20 protein-coding genes are annotated in these 16,066 nt (G+C 33.3%); 1 reads left to right on the forward strand and 19 read right to left on the reverse strand.

Annotated elements, in window-relative coordinates; genetic code table 11:
• Positions 1-3: 3 nt before the first annotated feature.
• From LB888_RS11650 to LB888_RS11720, 15 genes are all read right to left on the reverse strand, one after another.
• Positions 4-1,728, reverse strand: a complete 1,725-nt coding sequence (locus tag LB888_RS11650) for a distal tail protein Dit (protein ID WP_318753042.1) — start codon at positions 1,726-1,728, stop codon at positions 4-6.
• Complete coding sequence (locus LB888_RS11655; RefSeq protein ID WP_318753043.1) at positions 1,725-3,620, reverse strand: hypothetical protein; 1,896 nt, start codon at positions 3,618-3,620, stop codon at positions 1,725-1,727. Before LB888_RS11655 ends, LB888_RS11650 begins: the two co-directional genes overlap by 4 nt.
• Positions 3,621-3,654: 34 nt before the next feature.
• Positions 3,655-3,870, reverse strand: coding sequence for a hypothetical protein (locus LB888_RS11660; RefSeq protein WP_318753044.1), 216 nt, complete (start codon positions 3,868-3,870; stop codon positions 3,655-3,657).
• Positions 3,871-3,953: 83 nt separating this feature from the next.
• The gene (locus LB888_RS11665) at positions 3,954-4,340 is read right to left on the reverse strand and encodes a hypothetical protein (protein ID WP_318753045.1); all 387 of its coding nucleotides are present in this window, start codon (positions 4,338-4,340) and stop codon (positions 3,954-3,956) included.
• 72 nt (positions 4,341-4,412) lie between these two features.
• On the reverse strand, positions 4,413-5,018 hold the full coding sequence (locus tag LB888_RS11670; RefSeq protein ID WP_318753046.1) for a hypothetical protein: 606 nt from the start codon (positions 5,016-5,018) through the stop codon (positions 4,413-4,415).
• Between the two features lie 13 nt (positions 5,019-5,031).
• Positions 5,032-5,406 carry a hypothetical protein gene (locus LB888_RS11675; RefSeq protein ID WP_318753047.1) on the reverse strand — a complete coding sequence of 125 codons (375 nt, stop codon included), beginning with the start codon at positions 5,404-5,406 and terminating at the stop codon, positions 5,032-5,034.
• Positions 5,406-5,816 carry an HK97-gp10 family putative phage morphogenesis protein gene (locus LB888_RS11680; protein WP_318753048.1) on the reverse strand — a complete coding sequence of 137 codons (411 nt, stop codon included), beginning with the start codon at positions 5,814-5,816 and terminating at the stop codon, positions 5,406-5,408. Before LB888_RS11680 ends, LB888_RS11675 begins: the two co-directional genes overlap by 1 nt.
• The gene (locus LB888_RS11685) at positions 5,806-6,120 is read right to left on the reverse strand and encodes a head-tail adaptor protein (protein ID WP_412928335.1); all 315 of its coding nucleotides are present in this window, start codon (positions 6,118-6,120) and stop codon (positions 5,806-5,808) included. The genes LB888_RS11680 and LB888_RS11685 overlap by 11 nt, the downstream gene beginning before the upstream one ends.
• A gap of 27 nt (positions 6,121-6,147) precedes the next feature.
• Positions 6,148-6,669, reverse strand: coding sequence for a hypothetical protein (locus tag LB888_RS11690; RefSeq protein ID WP_318753050.1), 522 nt, complete (start codon positions 6,667-6,669; stop codon positions 6,148-6,150).
• Between the two features lie 82 nt (positions 6,670-6,751).
• Complete coding sequence (locus LB888_RS11695) at positions 6,752-7,612, reverse strand: P22 phage major capsid protein family protein (protein ID WP_318753051.1); 861 nt, start codon at positions 7,610-7,612, stop codon at positions 6,752-6,754.
• A gap of 35 nt (positions 7,613-7,647) precedes the next feature.
• Entirely contained in the window at positions 7,648-8,232 is a 585-nt protein-coding gene (locus LB888_RS11700) for a hypothetical protein (RefSeq protein WP_318753052.1), read from the reverse strand.
• A 119-nt stretch (positions 8,233-8,351) separates the two neighbouring features.
• Positions 8,352-9,305, reverse strand: a complete 954-nt coding sequence (locus LB888_RS11705; RefSeq protein ID WP_318753053.1) for a phage minor head protein — start codon at positions 9,303-9,305, stop codon at positions 8,352-8,354.
• A gap of 50 nt (positions 9,306-9,355) precedes the next feature.
• Positions 9,356-10,774, reverse strand: coding sequence for a phage portal protein (locus tag LB888_RS11710; protein WP_318753054.1), 1,419 nt, complete (start codon positions 10,772-10,774; stop codon positions 9,356-9,358).
• Between the two features lie 22 nt (positions 10,775-10,796).
• On the reverse strand, positions 10,797-12,191 hold the full coding sequence (terL, locus tag LB888_RS11715; RefSeq protein ID WP_318753055.1) for a phage terminase large subunit: 1,395 nt from the start codon (positions 12,189-12,191) through the stop codon (positions 10,797-10,799).
• Complete coding sequence (locus tag LB888_RS11720; protein WP_318753056.1) at positions 12,181-12,666, reverse strand: terminase small subunit; 486 nt, start codon at positions 12,664-12,666, stop codon at positions 12,181-12,183. The genes terL and LB888_RS11720 overlap by 11 nt, the downstream gene beginning before the upstream one ends.
• Positions 12,667-12,801: 135 nt before the next feature.
• Here LB888_RS11720 and LB888_RS11725 point away from each other — a divergent pair, with 135 nt between their 5' ends.
• Entirely contained in the window at positions 12,802-13,206 is a 405-nt protein-coding gene (locus tag LB888_RS11725; RefSeq protein ID WP_318753057.1) for a hypothetical protein, read from the forward strand.
• Positions 13,207-13,354: 148 nt separating this feature from the next.
• On the opposite strand, the gene LB888_RS11730 is transcribed toward LB888_RS11725, so the two are convergent.
• The 4 genes from LB888_RS11730 to LB888_RS11745 all read right to left on the reverse strand — a co-directional run bounded on the left by LB888_RS11730 (position 13,355) and on the right by LB888_RS11745 (position 15,983).
• Entirely contained in the window at positions 13,355-14,524 is a 1,170-nt protein-coding gene (locus LB888_RS11730) for a hypothetical protein (RefSeq protein WP_318753058.1), read from the reverse strand.
• A gap of 224 nt (positions 14,525-14,748) precedes the next feature.
• Positions 14,749-14,901, reverse strand: coding sequence for a hypothetical protein (locus LB888_RS11735; RefSeq protein ID WP_318753059.1), 153 nt, complete (start codon positions 14,899-14,901; stop codon positions 14,749-14,751).
• A 13-nt stretch (positions 14,902-14,914) separates the two neighbouring features.
• Positions 14,915-15,673: a hypothetical protein gene (locus LB888_RS11740; protein ID WP_318753060.1), complete on the reverse strand. Its 759-nt coding sequence runs from the start codon at positions 15,671-15,673 to the stop codon at positions 14,915-14,917.
• Positions 15,674-15,794: 121 nt separating this feature from the next.
• The gene (locus tag LB888_RS11745; RefSeq protein WP_318753061.1) at positions 15,795-15,983 is read right to left on the reverse strand and encodes a hypothetical protein; all 189 of its coding nucleotides are present in this window, start codon (positions 15,981-15,983) and stop codon (positions 15,795-15,797) included.
• Between the last annotated feature and the right edge of the window lie 83 nt (positions 15,984-16,066).

Below are 16,066 nucleotides of genomic sequence, written 5' to 3' on the forward strand. Positions count from 1 at the left end.
TCCCTATCTAAATCTTTCAGTTAATGTAATTGTTGCTTTTGGTATACTTGCCCATGAACTAGGAACAACTTGAATATCAGATGCTCCATAATCAATATCAAAGAATCTAGAGTCAACATCTAAAATTCCTTGGTAGGTCATTCCATTTAATAGTATTTCACCTGTTGAATTGTCAATGACTAACTTATCGCCATTTGCAAAAGTATTTGATATTTTAGCGAATTGACCACCTGAATTTAATCTATTGACAACTACAGATGTTAAATTTGCTCCTGTAAATGGATTAGTTTTATCCCATGTACCACCAACAATTAATACTTTAGTAGGTGTCAGTCTTGCTAGCTCCCCATCTTCAACACTAAACTTACTTGAACGCTGATTAGTTTGTTTTGTTTGCTTAACTGTGTTACCAACTCCACTTGCATTAGCGGTTAAATCTTCTTCATTCATCCAGTAGATAGCAACACCACTATTGTTGATGAGATACTGTTTCTTGCCTTTAAATATTCTTGTGTTAGTTACCTTGTTAGCTCGACCTCTAGTAAATCCTTTAATACTATGTTGTGAGCCATCATGACCATATCCAAATCTTGCTGAGTTCTTGATATATACAGTAGAACCTACAACAAATTTTTCAATTGCTGCACCAGTCTGATATACTGTTTGGTCTCTACCAGAATCAAATATCCAAGTAAATAAAGAACCTTCTCTAATCATTTGAATATTTCCATTAAAGCCATTAGGAAACTTAGCAGTATGAATAATACTTGATGATGTATTAGCACCACCATTGAAGTTGTTTCGTTTTGCTGTTACTGTTACCTCATTGGAGTTAGCATCTACATTGTAAATAGATGTGGTTACAATTGGTTTATTGTTCGCATCCATTAACACAATCAGATACATTCCTGTGTTCTTTGTAGTTCCTGATTGGTCTAGCATAGATACTCTTGATTGTAATTTAAAGTTAGTTAATTCATGAATTTCTGGTAATGGAGCTAAATCTTTTGTGTAGGCATAACAATTCCAATAACTTCCTGCCTTAGGAGTTGCTGATTTGGTTAATCTAATCCCCCATTGGTCAAAAGTAGGTTTACCTGTGGTTAAACTTAACTTATTGTAATCTGGAACCCAAAGACCATTTGCATGACTATCACTAGTTAATCTAGTCCAGTCACTCATGTCTGCCTCATGCATTTCTTCATTTAATGCTATTTGAGATTTTGGTAATTCAACTTTATCTTTTTGCTCTTTATCTCCTAATGCTAAATACCCATTTGGAGCAACTACTGCTAAGAACCCAGAATCTGATTGAAAATCAACTTCAATCTTAGGTACTGATGGAGCTGTGCCATCACTTTGTACTGCAATGATTCCTTTAGTATCTGCATCAAATTTCTTATCGCCAGCTGTTGAATACCAGTATTTATCCTTGGATTTAAAAGTTAAAGTAGCATCTGCACCACTAAACCTAGAGGTGAGCTCAATGCCTCCATCAAGCTCACACATTAAGTATCTATCTTGAGTATCGCTAATGATTAGTGGTTTAGGTTCTCTTGTAAACAACAATTGATTTAATTTGTCTAAGTTATACCTTACATCATCTTTAATAGTGATGTTAATGACTACTTTCAATGTTTGGTCCTTGGGTGCTACATAAGGATATATGTTGCGAACCATACAATAATCAGTAATTTTATATGAGTCAAACCAAAAATCTAATATCATTGAGCGAACCCTCCTCCTATTCTTATATTTCTGTTACTATGTAAATCATTTAAATAATTAATCTCATCAATTACTTCTTCAGCAACTGAACGACCGTTCATCTTAATATCAATATCTTTCTCTAAGATTGCTCTTAGTAGCATAATCACATCTTCTAACATATATCTATTATTAGTCTGTATTTCAGCATTTGATTGAGATGCTTTGATTGCATATTCAGATGCTACAGTTACATCTGGAGTTGAAAACTCTGTACCAGATACAATATTTTGCATGCCAGCCATAGCTTTCTCTACATAGCCATATGCACCTTTAATCCCTTCTGCCATCCCCATAGGTAGGAAACGACCGATTTCATCTCTAAACACCCTTGATGGAGAGTTGATGTCAAATACACCCTTAACACTATTGACTAAATCTCTTGTTTTGTTGTCTAACCAACTTGTTAGACCACTCCAAGCATTCTTGATACCATTTAGTAAGCCATTTACAATGTTCTTACCAATATCAAATAGGTTAATGTTTCTTAAGAATGTCTCTGCTTCATTCCAAAGTTCTTTGATTTGACCTGGAATCTTTCCAAACCATTCTTTAACAGCATTAAACATGTCTTTAACTGCTTTAAGAACTGAATTGTAAGCATTGCTAAAGTATTCAGATACTGAATTGTAAATGTTACTTACATAAGTCTGAACCTTTTGCCACATGTCACTAAACCAAGCTACAACCGAGTTAGCCATATTAGATACAGTGGTTACTACCCAAGTTGAGATATTCGTCCAAACCTCGTTTAACATTGGTCCAACCGTTTCCCAGTTCTTGTAAAGGGTGTAAACCACTGCGGTTAACCCAGCAATGGCAAGAATAACCAAAGTAATAGGTGAAGTTAACACTCCCATAACAGCTGTGAATGCTGTGGTTACTGCTGTTGCTATAGTGGTTGCAGCTGTATAGATACCAAATCCTGCTGCTAAAACTCCTAAAGCCATAACAAGTCCTTCAAGGAATTGACTTAAGATTGGATGTTGGTCAGTCCATTCTTGATAGAGTGGAACGATGTTCTGAACAATGTCTGATAGACCTAATACTGCATCAGTCACACCTTGAATAATTGGAATAGCCAGTGATAGAATTGGTGAACCTACAACTGCTAAGAATTGTTCCCATGCTGCTTCAAGGTTACCCATAACATTGGCATAACCATCACCTTCTCTAGCTGCTTGACCCATAGCTCCAGATGATTCTTGCATATTTTTGATGTATTCAACCCTTGTTGCTTGTTTAGTGGCTTCGTCTAAATCTTTCCAAGCTTTGGTAGATTCTACTACACCTGTTTTAACAGCAAATTGAGCCATTTGAGTATCATTGGCAAAGATACCAACACTCTCTCCCGCTTCATAGTTCCCTTTTACAAAACTTGTAATCGAACCTTGTGCTTGTTCCATAGATGTATCATAGAACGCTGCTGCATCAGCTGCTGCCTCTGTAGCTTTCTTTGCTACGTCCATAGCTTTCTCCGATTCCATTCCAACACCTTTAAACATTGAGGTTAAGCTTGTGAACACTGGTTGAACTCGTTTATCTAACATGTTGAATTCTTTCCCCATGCCATCAATCATGTCTTTGGCTTTACCTTGTAAATCTCCAAAGACCTGTTCAAATTGAGCTTCCATGGCTTGAGCTTCGGCTGCTGCTTCTACACTCATCTTTCCAAAATCGATAATCTTATCGACCGCAACCATAGCACCAATTGCTGCTATTGCTCCTTTAAACTTGCTTTCCATGGATGAGGTTGTTTTATCGGCTTTTTCGGTGACCTCATCAAGATTTTTTGTTGCCTCATCAATCTTGACTTTAACAGAACCCATAAATTCAAATAATGAATTTGCCATTTGTTACCTCCTTTAGTGATTAAATCAAAAACACCTAAATCTTAATGTTAGATGCTTCCTCAGAAACTTCCATGTCTAAGATAGATTGAGCCTTATTCAATATCTCTTCCTCTTCTTCCTTAGATAGTTGTTTGCTAGTTGATTTTTTCACTGTTTTCTTTTTGAATTCATCAAAAGATAATTCAATGTCTTTATTTACCCAAATTTCCCACAACTGTTCTTCAATTTGTTGCTCTAATAAATAAACCACTAAATCATTTACTTCTGATAAATCAAGGGAGGATAGCAACTCATTTACATTTGAGTATCGTTTAAATAATAAGTCTTTAAACCTTATTTCTCCGTATTTGAAAATAAGGATAACTGTTGGAAAAAATCTTTTAATTCCTCTTTTTTGAAGAAGTCCATGATAAGTTGCATATACTCACCAAATTCCAATTCAGCAATATCTTTCGCATCATTACCAGTTAATTCACCTAGGAATTGATTTAATTCTGTTTCAATAGTTGGTAATTTATCAGTCAAAGTTTCAACCAATACAGCCATTAAATTAGCTCCTTTGCCATCTGCTAACAATTTAACATCTGTTGCATCCTTAACCTTTGCTAAGTCAGTATTACCAAACATATCAAACACTAAGTCTTTTACCCCTAATTTTGAAAGTAATCTCAATACTGTGAAAATATCAGTTCCTTTAAGTTTTCTCATTTGTAAATTCATTTATATCCTCTCCTAAATTTCTTTTTAATTTAAATAGAGCCAGTCAAAAAGACTAGCTCATGAATTGATTGATTACCCTCTTAATGCTGGGAAAATAATTCGCATTGGTAAAGCTCTATCTGCTACTTGACCTGCATCAGCATGTGCTTTCAATGTCATAGTTACCACTGCCTCATTATTATCCTCAACTGAGAACTCTAATCCACCATCTGATAATACATTGTCTAAGATAACAATAACTGGTTCATCAGAACCTGAATAAGTACCAACTAATGCCACATTCTTGATATAGTCAGAATTTTCTAATTTTCCTTTACCAGTTACAATAGTAGCTCCTGTAGGTGAAGTAGTTCCATCACCAGATTTAATTACACCATTAATACCCATTTTGATTGTTTCAGCTGTAATAGCTTTAATGTTCACTTCCATTGAAGCAGATGCTGATTGCAACACTTTAGTTCCAACTGCATCTGTGAACACACCATCAACTTCAATTGTTCTATATTCTTGTTCAACTTTTACAGATGAACCACCAGATGTAGCTCCTAAAGGCTCACCTTTATATTTCATTGCTGTTTTATCAAACTCTAGGTTTTTGTATAAAGCTCCTGCGTCCACAATGAAATGTTTGGCGGTATCTGCTGTAAACCCACTTGTTCTTACATTTTCCAATGCCATATTTTAATTCCTCCTATTCTTTCATCCAATCAACTTTAATCATTAACTGAATGTCTCTTCTTATTATTGTTTCATTCCCTGTAGGTATATCTAATGACCTACCTATTCTAATATATGCATTTAAATCATCTTCATAGATGTATTTCTTATGCAGAGCATCAAATAATTTTGACTCCAATTGAATTAAATTCTTCTTACTTGTGCCATAATCAAATAACCTTAATTCAACACTAAATTCAGTTCTAATATCATCTACTGGTTGATAGTCAAATTCATAAGTGAGATATGGATATTTGACCTCAGTGGAATGATTCCAACTTAAATAGCTTTCTGGATGAACTTCTCTCAACACTCGATTAATAAACTTGCTAAAATAATCTAAATCCACTAAATATCAACTCCTTTAATCTCATCACTAATGAATTGTTGAATTCTATTCACATTATTCTTAAAGGCTGGTTCTAAGAATGGTTGAGGTTTCTGCCCTGTGGTAGTTATCCAATCCCCATTAGGTAATTGGAACCGCCATGGAGTCTTTCTACCTTGCCCATTGGTTGCATGTTCCCCAGTTCCTTTTTCAACATAAATGAAATACTCTGAATTAGTTCCAACTTCACCAGTTACTTCTTTTGTTGTTGTGTCAACAGAATGGTCAATAGATTGACTTAATGCACCTGAATCAACTGGTGCATTCAATACTGCTTGACCTTCAACATATTCAACTGCCTTTGTTACTCCTTTAGTGACTGCATTTAGTAAAGCTTTCTTAGCCTTATCTACATTATTCTTATCTGCCATTAGCATCACCCAAATAAGTATCAAATCTTAGGTATATCTCTAAATGATGATTTAACCCAACTGGATTATCCACATAGGTTACTCTGTATCTTTTATTGCCAATGTCAGCAATCATAGAATCAGTAATAGATGTTTCATACTCATCAAAATAATCAGTAATTAAGATATGTGTGGATTGTTCAATGGATGTATTTTGAATGGTGCTCTCATTGGAACCAGTCAACATATCCAAATAACCAACACCTTCATAGCTAGTAAGATAGGTTTCTTCAAATCCACCATATTCATCTTGTTGCTGTTGTATTTTTTTACTTTAAATTCAATCATGCTATCACCACTTTAACTTGCGATACTTCTTGATGAAATTCCAATAACTAGATGGAATACCTTCTGAATTATCAGATTTGTTAATGTCATGGTAAGTCACACTCATTCTTGCAACTGATTCAGACTTAATACCAATCTTACTAGCCATCTTTTTATTGTAGATGATAATTTGTTTGATACCATTCACAACATCTAATGGATAGTCTATTTTGACCACAAATGCCTTGGTATTGGTTTCACTAATAAACTCTTGTTCAACAGTGATTGTATGATTATCTACAGCCTTAACCGTATATAAGCCATCATTATATTTAGTACCTACAATCTCAATCCTATCTCCAACTTTATATCCAATTAATTCCTCTGGAGTGGTGATAGTTTTTTCCATTAAAGCTAAATTAAAGTTCTTAATATGAGGATGATGAAACTTGTTATTTGATAATGCTCTTACTTTTTGCTCTAAAGCATCAATATCATCTTGTGTGATGTTAGCATCTAACTTTTGAGCTTCTTCAAGTTTTAGCATCTTACCACCTCTTTTTATATTTTAATAAAAAAAATAAGGTGACTACCCAATAGATAATCACCTTACAAATTTAGGGAGCTAATTAAGCATCTGCTCCTGCTTCTGGTTTAGCAACTGCAAATAATACTGCAACTGCTTCTGGACGGATTACAGATGAACCATACACATTTAAACCTTTAACAGCATCAGCAAAGTTTGCTTCTGGACGATATGCTTCAGTCTCAACTACTTGGTTAGCAAATGCTGTAGCTTCTGGAACTGTTGCAATGATTGCTGTGTGTTTAGCATCACCTTTAAGGTTGTTAGATGCTAATACTTGCATACCAGAGATGTTTGCACCTTCAACTACACCATTTTGTAATACAGTTGCTTGAGTAGTGAAACGTTTATCTTTCGCTAACATACCTAAGAACCAGTGTGGTAACACTACCTTGCGTTCTGCTGTTGGTACATTTGCTTCATTCATTTTTACTGCTAAATCAACTAATGTATCATAAGCATTTTCTGGAGTGATTTGAATTGGAGCTGATGCTGTACCAACTTTAATCTTAGCTCCAGCTGCCATAGCAGTGAATAACTCTTTATCAATGCCATCAGCCATTTGGTAAGCTGCACGTTTAGTAGCTGCATCAATTAAGTTTACATTTGCTTGTGCTTTTGCCACATCTTTAACTTGGAAATTAAAGTAGCGACCCTTATCAATTGTTAATGTTTGTTGAGTTGATGTTAAATCTTCTGGTCCATCAATGTCTGCACCAGTATATTCTTTGATTGTTACATCACCTAATTGGTTGATGTGTACGGTATCTCCATATGCTGAAATTTCACCTTCATATTCTCGTGTTACTAAGTTTAAAGCAACTAAAGAGTTATCAAAGTGTTCTAATAAGCGACTTGACCATAATTTTGGAATAAATCCTTTATATCCTGTATCTAATGCCATGTTTGAATTCTCCTTATTTTAAGTCTTTTAGACTATTATTGATTTTTTAAAGATTCAGCAATCAGTGACCAATTAGCATTAATTTCTTCTGTTGTTAATTGGTTAATCTCTTCCAAGCTGAATGTTTTATGTTTTTCTCCGTTTTGCAATGGATTGCCAATTACCTCTACATCTGCTTTAGGTTCATCAACTTGTGCACTGGCTGTCTCACCAAAGAATGTAGGTAACTGCTCCTTAAGAGCATTCACTTTCTCATCTAAGGTGTCTAAATCCTCAACATCACCCAATTTGTATTTTAGATAATCCAAATCACTACCACCTAGAGCTGTCAAAGCTTTCTCAATTGTAATATTTTTTCTCTCGCTTTCTAGTGCTTGATTAGTTTCGTTGAATTTATCTTCAAATTGTTTTGCCAATTCTTTAGCTTGTTCAAGAGATGCTTTTAATTCATCAATGTCAGTAGAATCTGTGCTTAATTTAGCCATTTCAGCTTTTAATGTTTCCATCTCATCTTCGTGTTTATCCATCTCTGCTTGGATGGCTAAGCCATGTTCCTTCATGATTGCATTGACTGTCTCTCTATCTAAACCTAATTCCTCAGTTAAAAATGCTCTTTTCATAATTATCTCTCCTATTTCATGTTGTTTTACTTGGGATGACCAAGATTAGGGTATATAGTTTTACATCTGTTCAGATGGAGCAAACAGTTTAGTGACTTATTTAGGTCAAAATAAAAAAGCTAGTTATACTTAGCTTCTTTCCATTCTTCATAATTCTTGTATTTAATTATCTTACTACCATTCTTATTTCCATCTTCATCATAAGTGGAAACTCTTCTAGTTTCTGGTATCTCATCATCAATGATGGTTACAATTTTGCATCTACAATTAATGTCTAAATGTGGAACTCCAAATCCTCCAGGAGCTAAAGCTTTCGCCCCATCAATTTCAAATTCTTCATCAATACCAATCACTACACCATCTAATTTTGAGTGGTTAGACCTTGTTCTCTTATCCATGGATGCCACCCACATCTTTTTGGTTTCAATACCAAGTGATTTGGTATATTCCATTGATTTCTGTTTGGCTCTGCCATAAATCCTTGTGTTCTCGGTTCTAACTATTCTGATAGCTTTGTTATATTCTGTTTCAAGTTCTCTTTGTAGAACCTTGTTCACATCATTCATCAACTCTTTAGCAATGTTTTGCGATGATTTACCAGTCAAAAGTAATGTATCTAGCTTACTCACAACACTCTTAGCTAGTTCTGGTGTATCTGAATACAATCTTTCACTCAATAAATCAGCTAATTCATCTGTTGAATAGTTTGCTAATGAATAAGCCCTATTCAATGAAACTCTATCTAAAACCAAACCAATTTGATTTGCTTGGTAGAATATCTCATCCCATCCCAGCTGTTGCTTTAATTCCAAATAACTCACTGTCTCATCACTCAACTCAATGTATTTGTCATTTAAAACACCTAGCAATTGATTTTGCATGTTTTGTAATACTGATAACCGATAAACTTTCCAGAACTTAACCTTATCATCAACCAATAATTCACCAATATCTGATTCAATCTGCTTTAATGTCTGAAAGAATATCTCTCTCAATCTCTTCTCAATGTCCTTATCAGCCTTTTGAGAGATTCTTTCCATTTCTCGTTGCCAGCGATTATGAGGCTTGCTCATTCTCATCACCCTTGCTCAAATAAGCCCATCTATATCTTGCTTTATTCATCTTATTCACCTAGTGGTTCAATATAGTCCTCTGATTGAATGAACCCCATGACTCTATCTTGATTTAAACCTAGTTCTTTGCTCAACATTTCAGCAACCAATTGCTTGTCTAACATAATTGAAGCATTAATGATTGAATTCACTCTTGTCAGTTGAGCATTAGCTAACTCACTTTCTTCTTGAGCTTTTTCAAGGTCATTTGTCATTGCTGTTCTTGTAATTATAAATTCTACTTCACTTGCATTGAATGATTTGCCAGTCAATTCTTTGATATTCTCAAGAATTAACTCAAGCATTTGACTCAACACACTCTTTAATCTGGTTTCAATCTTGTTCGCTTTCATATCCAATAAACTCAATGTAGCTTTAATCCCAACATTAGTTAATTGATTACCTTCTGAACCAACTGAACTAGAATCGTATCCCATAGCAAACTCATAGATAGCTTTCCTTGTGATTGAAAGTTTTTCCTTTCTCGCTTCAAATGGAATGTCAATAGTATGCACACTTAAGCCACCATCTGAGTCAACTCCAACTGTTCTTCTGGTTTTCAAGTTCTGAATTAAATCATCTAGGTTATCACCCATGTAATTCTTAACCATATACACAGGTTGGTCAAAATCTAAGATGTTATTGGTTAATCCACTTGCAATTTTGTCATAATCATCTATCAATGATTTAATAGGTTCTAAATCAGTAGAACGCTGTTTGTTATTCTCTAAAATTAAGATAGGCAACTTACTATTCTTATTCTTATATAACTTATCGCCAATCTTTAACATCTTGTATGGCTTTGGATTTAATTCAAGATTTTTATCCAATACATAACCAGAATTCTTTTTGACAAAATAATAAATCCCTTCATCACTGAATACCTCAGCTCTTTGAATTTCTTCATCTTTACCAAGATTATTCACTCTAACCTTGTAATATCTTACAAACTGTTTAGGTGCCCCATAATCATCTGTGATTGCAAATAAGTTATAGCTGTCTAGCGTTTGGAACTTAATAACACCTTTACTATCATAATAGTAATAAAGTCCTTCCCAACCTTTGATGCTCGCACCTTCAACCAAATCATAGATTGTTTGTTGTAGTTCTGGAGTTATATAATTCTTGAGCAGCTCTTTTAATTCTTCGTTTTTTGTCTCAAATTTCACCTTATTTGAAAGCAAATAAGCAACTTTCTGGTCAATCAACTGCGTATGGAATCTATGCGAGATTTTCTCGTTCGCTCGGTTAAATTCTTCTTTAATTGTGCCATCAGAAGTTGTATAAAACATTCTGTAATTCAGAATATCATGCTCACCATTGTAATATTTAATTGAGTCTTTCATTTTTTTCTTTTGTTGGCTAACCATGTCTAAATTGATTAATTTAGTTAATTCAGCACCTACATTCATTTTATTTAACTCTAACAATCTCTCACCACCTTTTTTCGTTTTATACAAGCCATTTTCCTTGATTGTTCATCTTGTCATAGATACCAGTAATCGCATCTGGTGCATCATCATGTTTATTTTTACCTTCTCTTTGATAACTCATCAAATCATCATATAAGTCTCGCCATGAATGTTCCCAATCAGTTGGAAACAACACATTCACTTGAACCCATGCTGATGCTGATAAGATTCTAGCTTCCTTATTCTTAGTTTGATGGAACCATTTAATGACTGTTCTGTTTGAGCCTTTTTCCTTCATGATACGCTCAACATTCCTTGCAAACCCTCTACCACCATTATTTGATTCTATATGTGCTACATTCACTTGATTAAGTATCAGTTTATTAGCTAACAGTGGTTCAGTAATCTCCATAGGGTCATTAGTATTAATATAATCAATCATATAAGCTTGCTTGTCTTTGATACCATATATCAATGCCACCAATTTATCTTTACCTGTATCAGCAGTATCAACATAAGCTTCGATACGTTCAAACTCTGGCACAATATCATAAGTCTCAAATCCTTGATACAATCGACCTTTCAAGTCAATTGGTTGTTGCTGATAGTTAGCTGATGCTATCTCTGGACTCATTACCTTAACTTTCTTCTCATAATCATCTGCACTCAAAATATCATCACATAACATTGAACCATCATCTTGCTGTGCCTTTAAATTGATATGTTTAACCCTATACCCAATATGTGGCAACTCTTGTAATGCTCTACCAGCTAAATCTTTGGAATTCCATCTGGTCATGATTAAAATAATCTTCCCACCAGCTTCCAACCTTGAAAGCATAGTATCTGTGAACCAAGTCCAATGGTCTTCTAAAACTCTCGCATTATTAGCTTCCTCAGCATTCTTAATTAAGTCATCTATGATGATTACACTTGCTCCAAAACCAGTTGCAGTACCACTAGGAGATGTTGCCAGATAATTAGTCTGTTCTGAACCCTCTAAGCTCCATTGACTGGCACTTGCATCACCATATTTGATTTTAGTGTTAGGAAACACATCATTAAATACGATATTGTTATCAACCTTTTCAGTTGCTATCATGTTCCTTACACCCTTAGCAAAGGTTGAACTCAATCGCTCATTATATGAGCCAGTCATGATTTTGGTTTTGTTATCTCGACCAAACAACCATGTGGCTAATAATGATGCTGTCCTTGATTTGCCATGCCTAGGGGGTAGGTTGATGATTAATATATCTTGTTCTGAATCATCAATGAATGATTGAATGTCATTGCATAGGTTAACTAGAAATTCTCTATCTTTTGAGTAGAAGTCTCCAGCCATCAAATTGCAATATGCAAAAAACTCTCGCCTTGCAAGTTCTTTCTTTGCTTCTAATTTGATAAGCTTTAAACGCTTTTGACTAATCATCATCAATCAACTTCTTTAAGTCATCGGTTGATAAATTTTCTAATGGGTTGTTGGTGACTGTATGATTAGCGGTCATTTCAATCTGTTTCTTATCAATGTAATTACCAGTTAACTTTAGAATCATATCTCTAGCTTGATTCTGTTCCTTCATATTTGGAACGACTGTTTTAATTTCATCAACTTCCCATTCTTTAGTTAAGTTGTTATACACTTTATAGGGTACAACTTGTGGTACACCCCTAGCAGTCTCATATAGTAATCGGATAACTTCCTCAATACTGTTTTCAGTATCCTCTGTTTTCTTTTTTGTTTTTGATTCTATGTATTTTTGAATGCTAGGTTTTGTTAAGTTCTCCGCAGCTATCACATTTGCAGTCTTTTTTGAATACCCAGCCTTAATCGCTGCCTCTGTTGCATTACCAGAAATGATGTACTCATCAGCAAATCGTTTCTGTTTCAAAGTTAACTTCTTCTCCAACTTTCCACCACCTCATGTTTTATTAATCAAAACAAGCCACTAACATTTCTGCTAGTGACCTTTTTTCATTAAAAAACTATTTTTATTGTTATTTATAGGTTAAAATATACCTATCAATTCAAAGGTGGTTATTAAATGGACAAATATCCAACTATAAAAATGACAATTAAAATTGTATTACTAATCTTAAATATCTCTTTTCAAAAATTTCTCTTTTCACTAATCAAATACACACACTTGCCAACTCTTAAGGATAATGAATCTACCTTAGTAACAATTTATATAATTATATATTTGATAGTTTATTTGAGTATTTTTTCAAAAACTGTTCAAGATTCAATTCAATATATTTTTCCTTCTATAAACAAAATAGATTTTTTGGTACTATTTCATAGTATACAATACGCTTTTATTTTCGTTTTATACATAATGAGTGAATTAGGAACAGATAAGCTATCAATAATAAGTGATATTTTAACCACATTTATTTTTATAACTGGTTTTTTATATATTTTATTTGATAGATTTTATAATTCTTAAATCCTCAAAACAATATTTGCCTTCCTAAAATTATGGCAAAATAAGAAAAGAAAAGACTGTTTTCAAAATTTAAAAAATTCCCAAACAAAAAAGCACCCCCTATGGATGCTTTTTAACAATTTACATATAAAATTATTTTCAATTATAATTAATAATCAATTCCTTGAATTAGTACTTTATCTGGTACTACTAAAGGAACAGTATTTGTTGAATTTCCTGAGGTATTATAGTCTGTTAATCCAAATGAACGCCCATAGACATCAATAGTATCTCCCTCAACTAAACGTTTATCTGGTAATTCTAAAAATTCTAACATAATAATTTGGTCAAAATCATTATCCTTTTTCACTAAAGCAATAGCCGTTCCATCTTCTCTTTCAAAGTATTGGAAAACTTCAGCATAAAATGTCCATGTCTGTAGCATTAACCCATCTCTATCTCTCATAACTTCTTCATACTTATGAGTATCATAAGAATTTGGGTCAAATTTTTTCTCTACTGGAGGAGCAGTTGTTGTAACTACTTCAGCAACAGTTGTTTCCTCAACAACAGGATTTTCTATATATATTTCATAAACAACTTTCTTTTCTGAACTAGCTTGTTTTTCAACATTTATAGGTAATTTATATGTGTCTTCGTTTTCATATTCATTATTTTTTTTACTATAAAAAAATTCAATATATAACACAAAGTCATTATAAATTCCAGCCTTATTATTATAATTAATTTGCACTCTGTCACCCTCAGAGTTTGAGACGAATTCTGTATATACTAATTTATTTTCGAAAGCATCCAAAATTTCAAAAGGAAATCCATTTTCTTTATACTTATTTATGTTTTCATGGTAAGTGTTAAACAAATCTTCTATATCATTTTTGTCATTGTAAGAAGTTGCAATCAGAGTAAAGCCTTTATAAAAGTTAAATTTTTCTTCCAAATTTTTGAACTTTCTTTGCATGACAATATGAATATTATCTGGTTCAACAGCCACAATTATAGAATTTCCCCTTCCATCAGATAATAATTCTTCAGGAAAAAGACGTACCATCATACCATTACCTAAAATTTCAATGTTTTCCTCTTTAATATCCCACCCAAAATAATCTTCCATTGCAAAAATTAGCTTGTTAACATTTACTAACTCAGTAAATTTTTCATAATCTTCTGGAAAATCTTTGCTAAAAATATTTAGAGGTAATTTTTCTTCTTTCTCTTCTTGAACAGTAGTTTCCTCAACAGTCGTTTCTTCAGCAAAAACAAAATTAAAATTTGTAAACAATGTCGTCCCAGCAAGCAACCCAATAATAATTTTTTTCATACATTTTTATCTCCCTTAACATTTTTATACTTAAATATTAAGCGATATCATTTTTTAATTCAAGGCTAATTCTTAAATATTTTTTAAAAGAGAGATAAGGCAGTGACCAGCTGCCTCATCAAAATATGAAAGGGTTTTTGCGTGTAAAAATGCAAATCACAACCACTGAAAGGGGGCTCAGTAACTCTGATTCACACCCAATTGATATTGGATGCAGCCTTTAATTATTTATTCAATTTCCCAGAGATTTCATCTCTCAGTCTCTCAACTTCTTTTTCGTACTTAAGGTTAATCTGATAATGCTTGTAAAATTGCCCAACCAGCAAACCTAACATACCTAAGTTAAAACCCAATAAAAATAAATTTAATGTATCCATATTCATCATTCTCCTATTTAATTTTATTCTTTCTTAAGAATTCTTTAAATTTCCAAATTTCACTTGTTTCATCAGCCAAATCATAATCAGCATTCGCAAATAGTTCTTCAAAATACTTTTCTAAATATCTCTCATCAAATAGCAAGTTACCATTAATCTCTTTCATTCTATCGCTATCAACATCATTGAAAAGCAACAAATGATGTGCTGAACCCCAATCTCTGGTCCAGTAACATTTCTTGCCATCTTTAGGGATGTAAGATTTTCTATTTTTCTTCTCTTTTAACATCCTTTTAGAAGCTTGACTGTTCTTGGCTATGTGAATGTAATAAAGCTTCCCTTCGTGTTTCACCACAACATCAACACCAAAGTTCATGTCAATGTATTGATTGGATGCAATTTTACAATTAAAATGGCTCTTAAGATATACTTTAACTTGTTCCTCAATTAAATAAGAGCTATAAGTTCTTCCCAATCTCGCCTTAACAGCATCTTTCAAGTGTTCATTCCATTCAAAAGTGTAATGGATTTTTTCTTTATACAGCCATTGAGTTGGTTGGCTTGTAAAGAATTCCTTAGCTCGCTCAACCCCAACTTCAACATATTCAGTTTTGCTAGGAACTCTCCCAAATTCTTTCATTAAATCATCAAAGAGGCTGATAATGTTGCCATAATCGTATAGCTGTTCCATCGCTTGATGATAAACATGTTCATATTTTTCTGCTTTAAACTCTTCACTAGCCACTAAACCTAAAAAATCTAAATAATTCATTTTATTTTCCTCCAGTTAATTAGAGGATTAAAAATGAACTCTCTCACTCTCTCTCACAAATCATTTAAAATCCTGTCGTATTAATATTATTTATTATTTATTTTTTCTTTTGTTTTAATTGTTATACTTTTTCATTATATTGCTGCGACCAAATCTTTAACAATTCACTCAATTCATCATCAATCTCAAATATCCAAAACGGACTTTGTGTATCTTCATTGAACCCTTTGTTAATGAAGCTCACTCCATTGGCCTTTAACCAATTCTTTAATCTCCAGCTGTAACATTTATAAAAACCGTATTCTCGCATAAATCATTCTCCTCTTTATCATATCTTGTAACCGCTTACATTTAATCTCAAAAATATGTGGGCTAAATCGCCCTTCATAACAT

Origin of the sequence: Globicatella sp. PHS-GS-PNBC-21-1553 (genome assembly GCF_033564055.1) — a bacterium.
GTDB lineage: Bacteria > Bacillota > Bacilli > Lactobacillales > Aerococcaceae > Globicatella > Globicatella sulfidifaciens.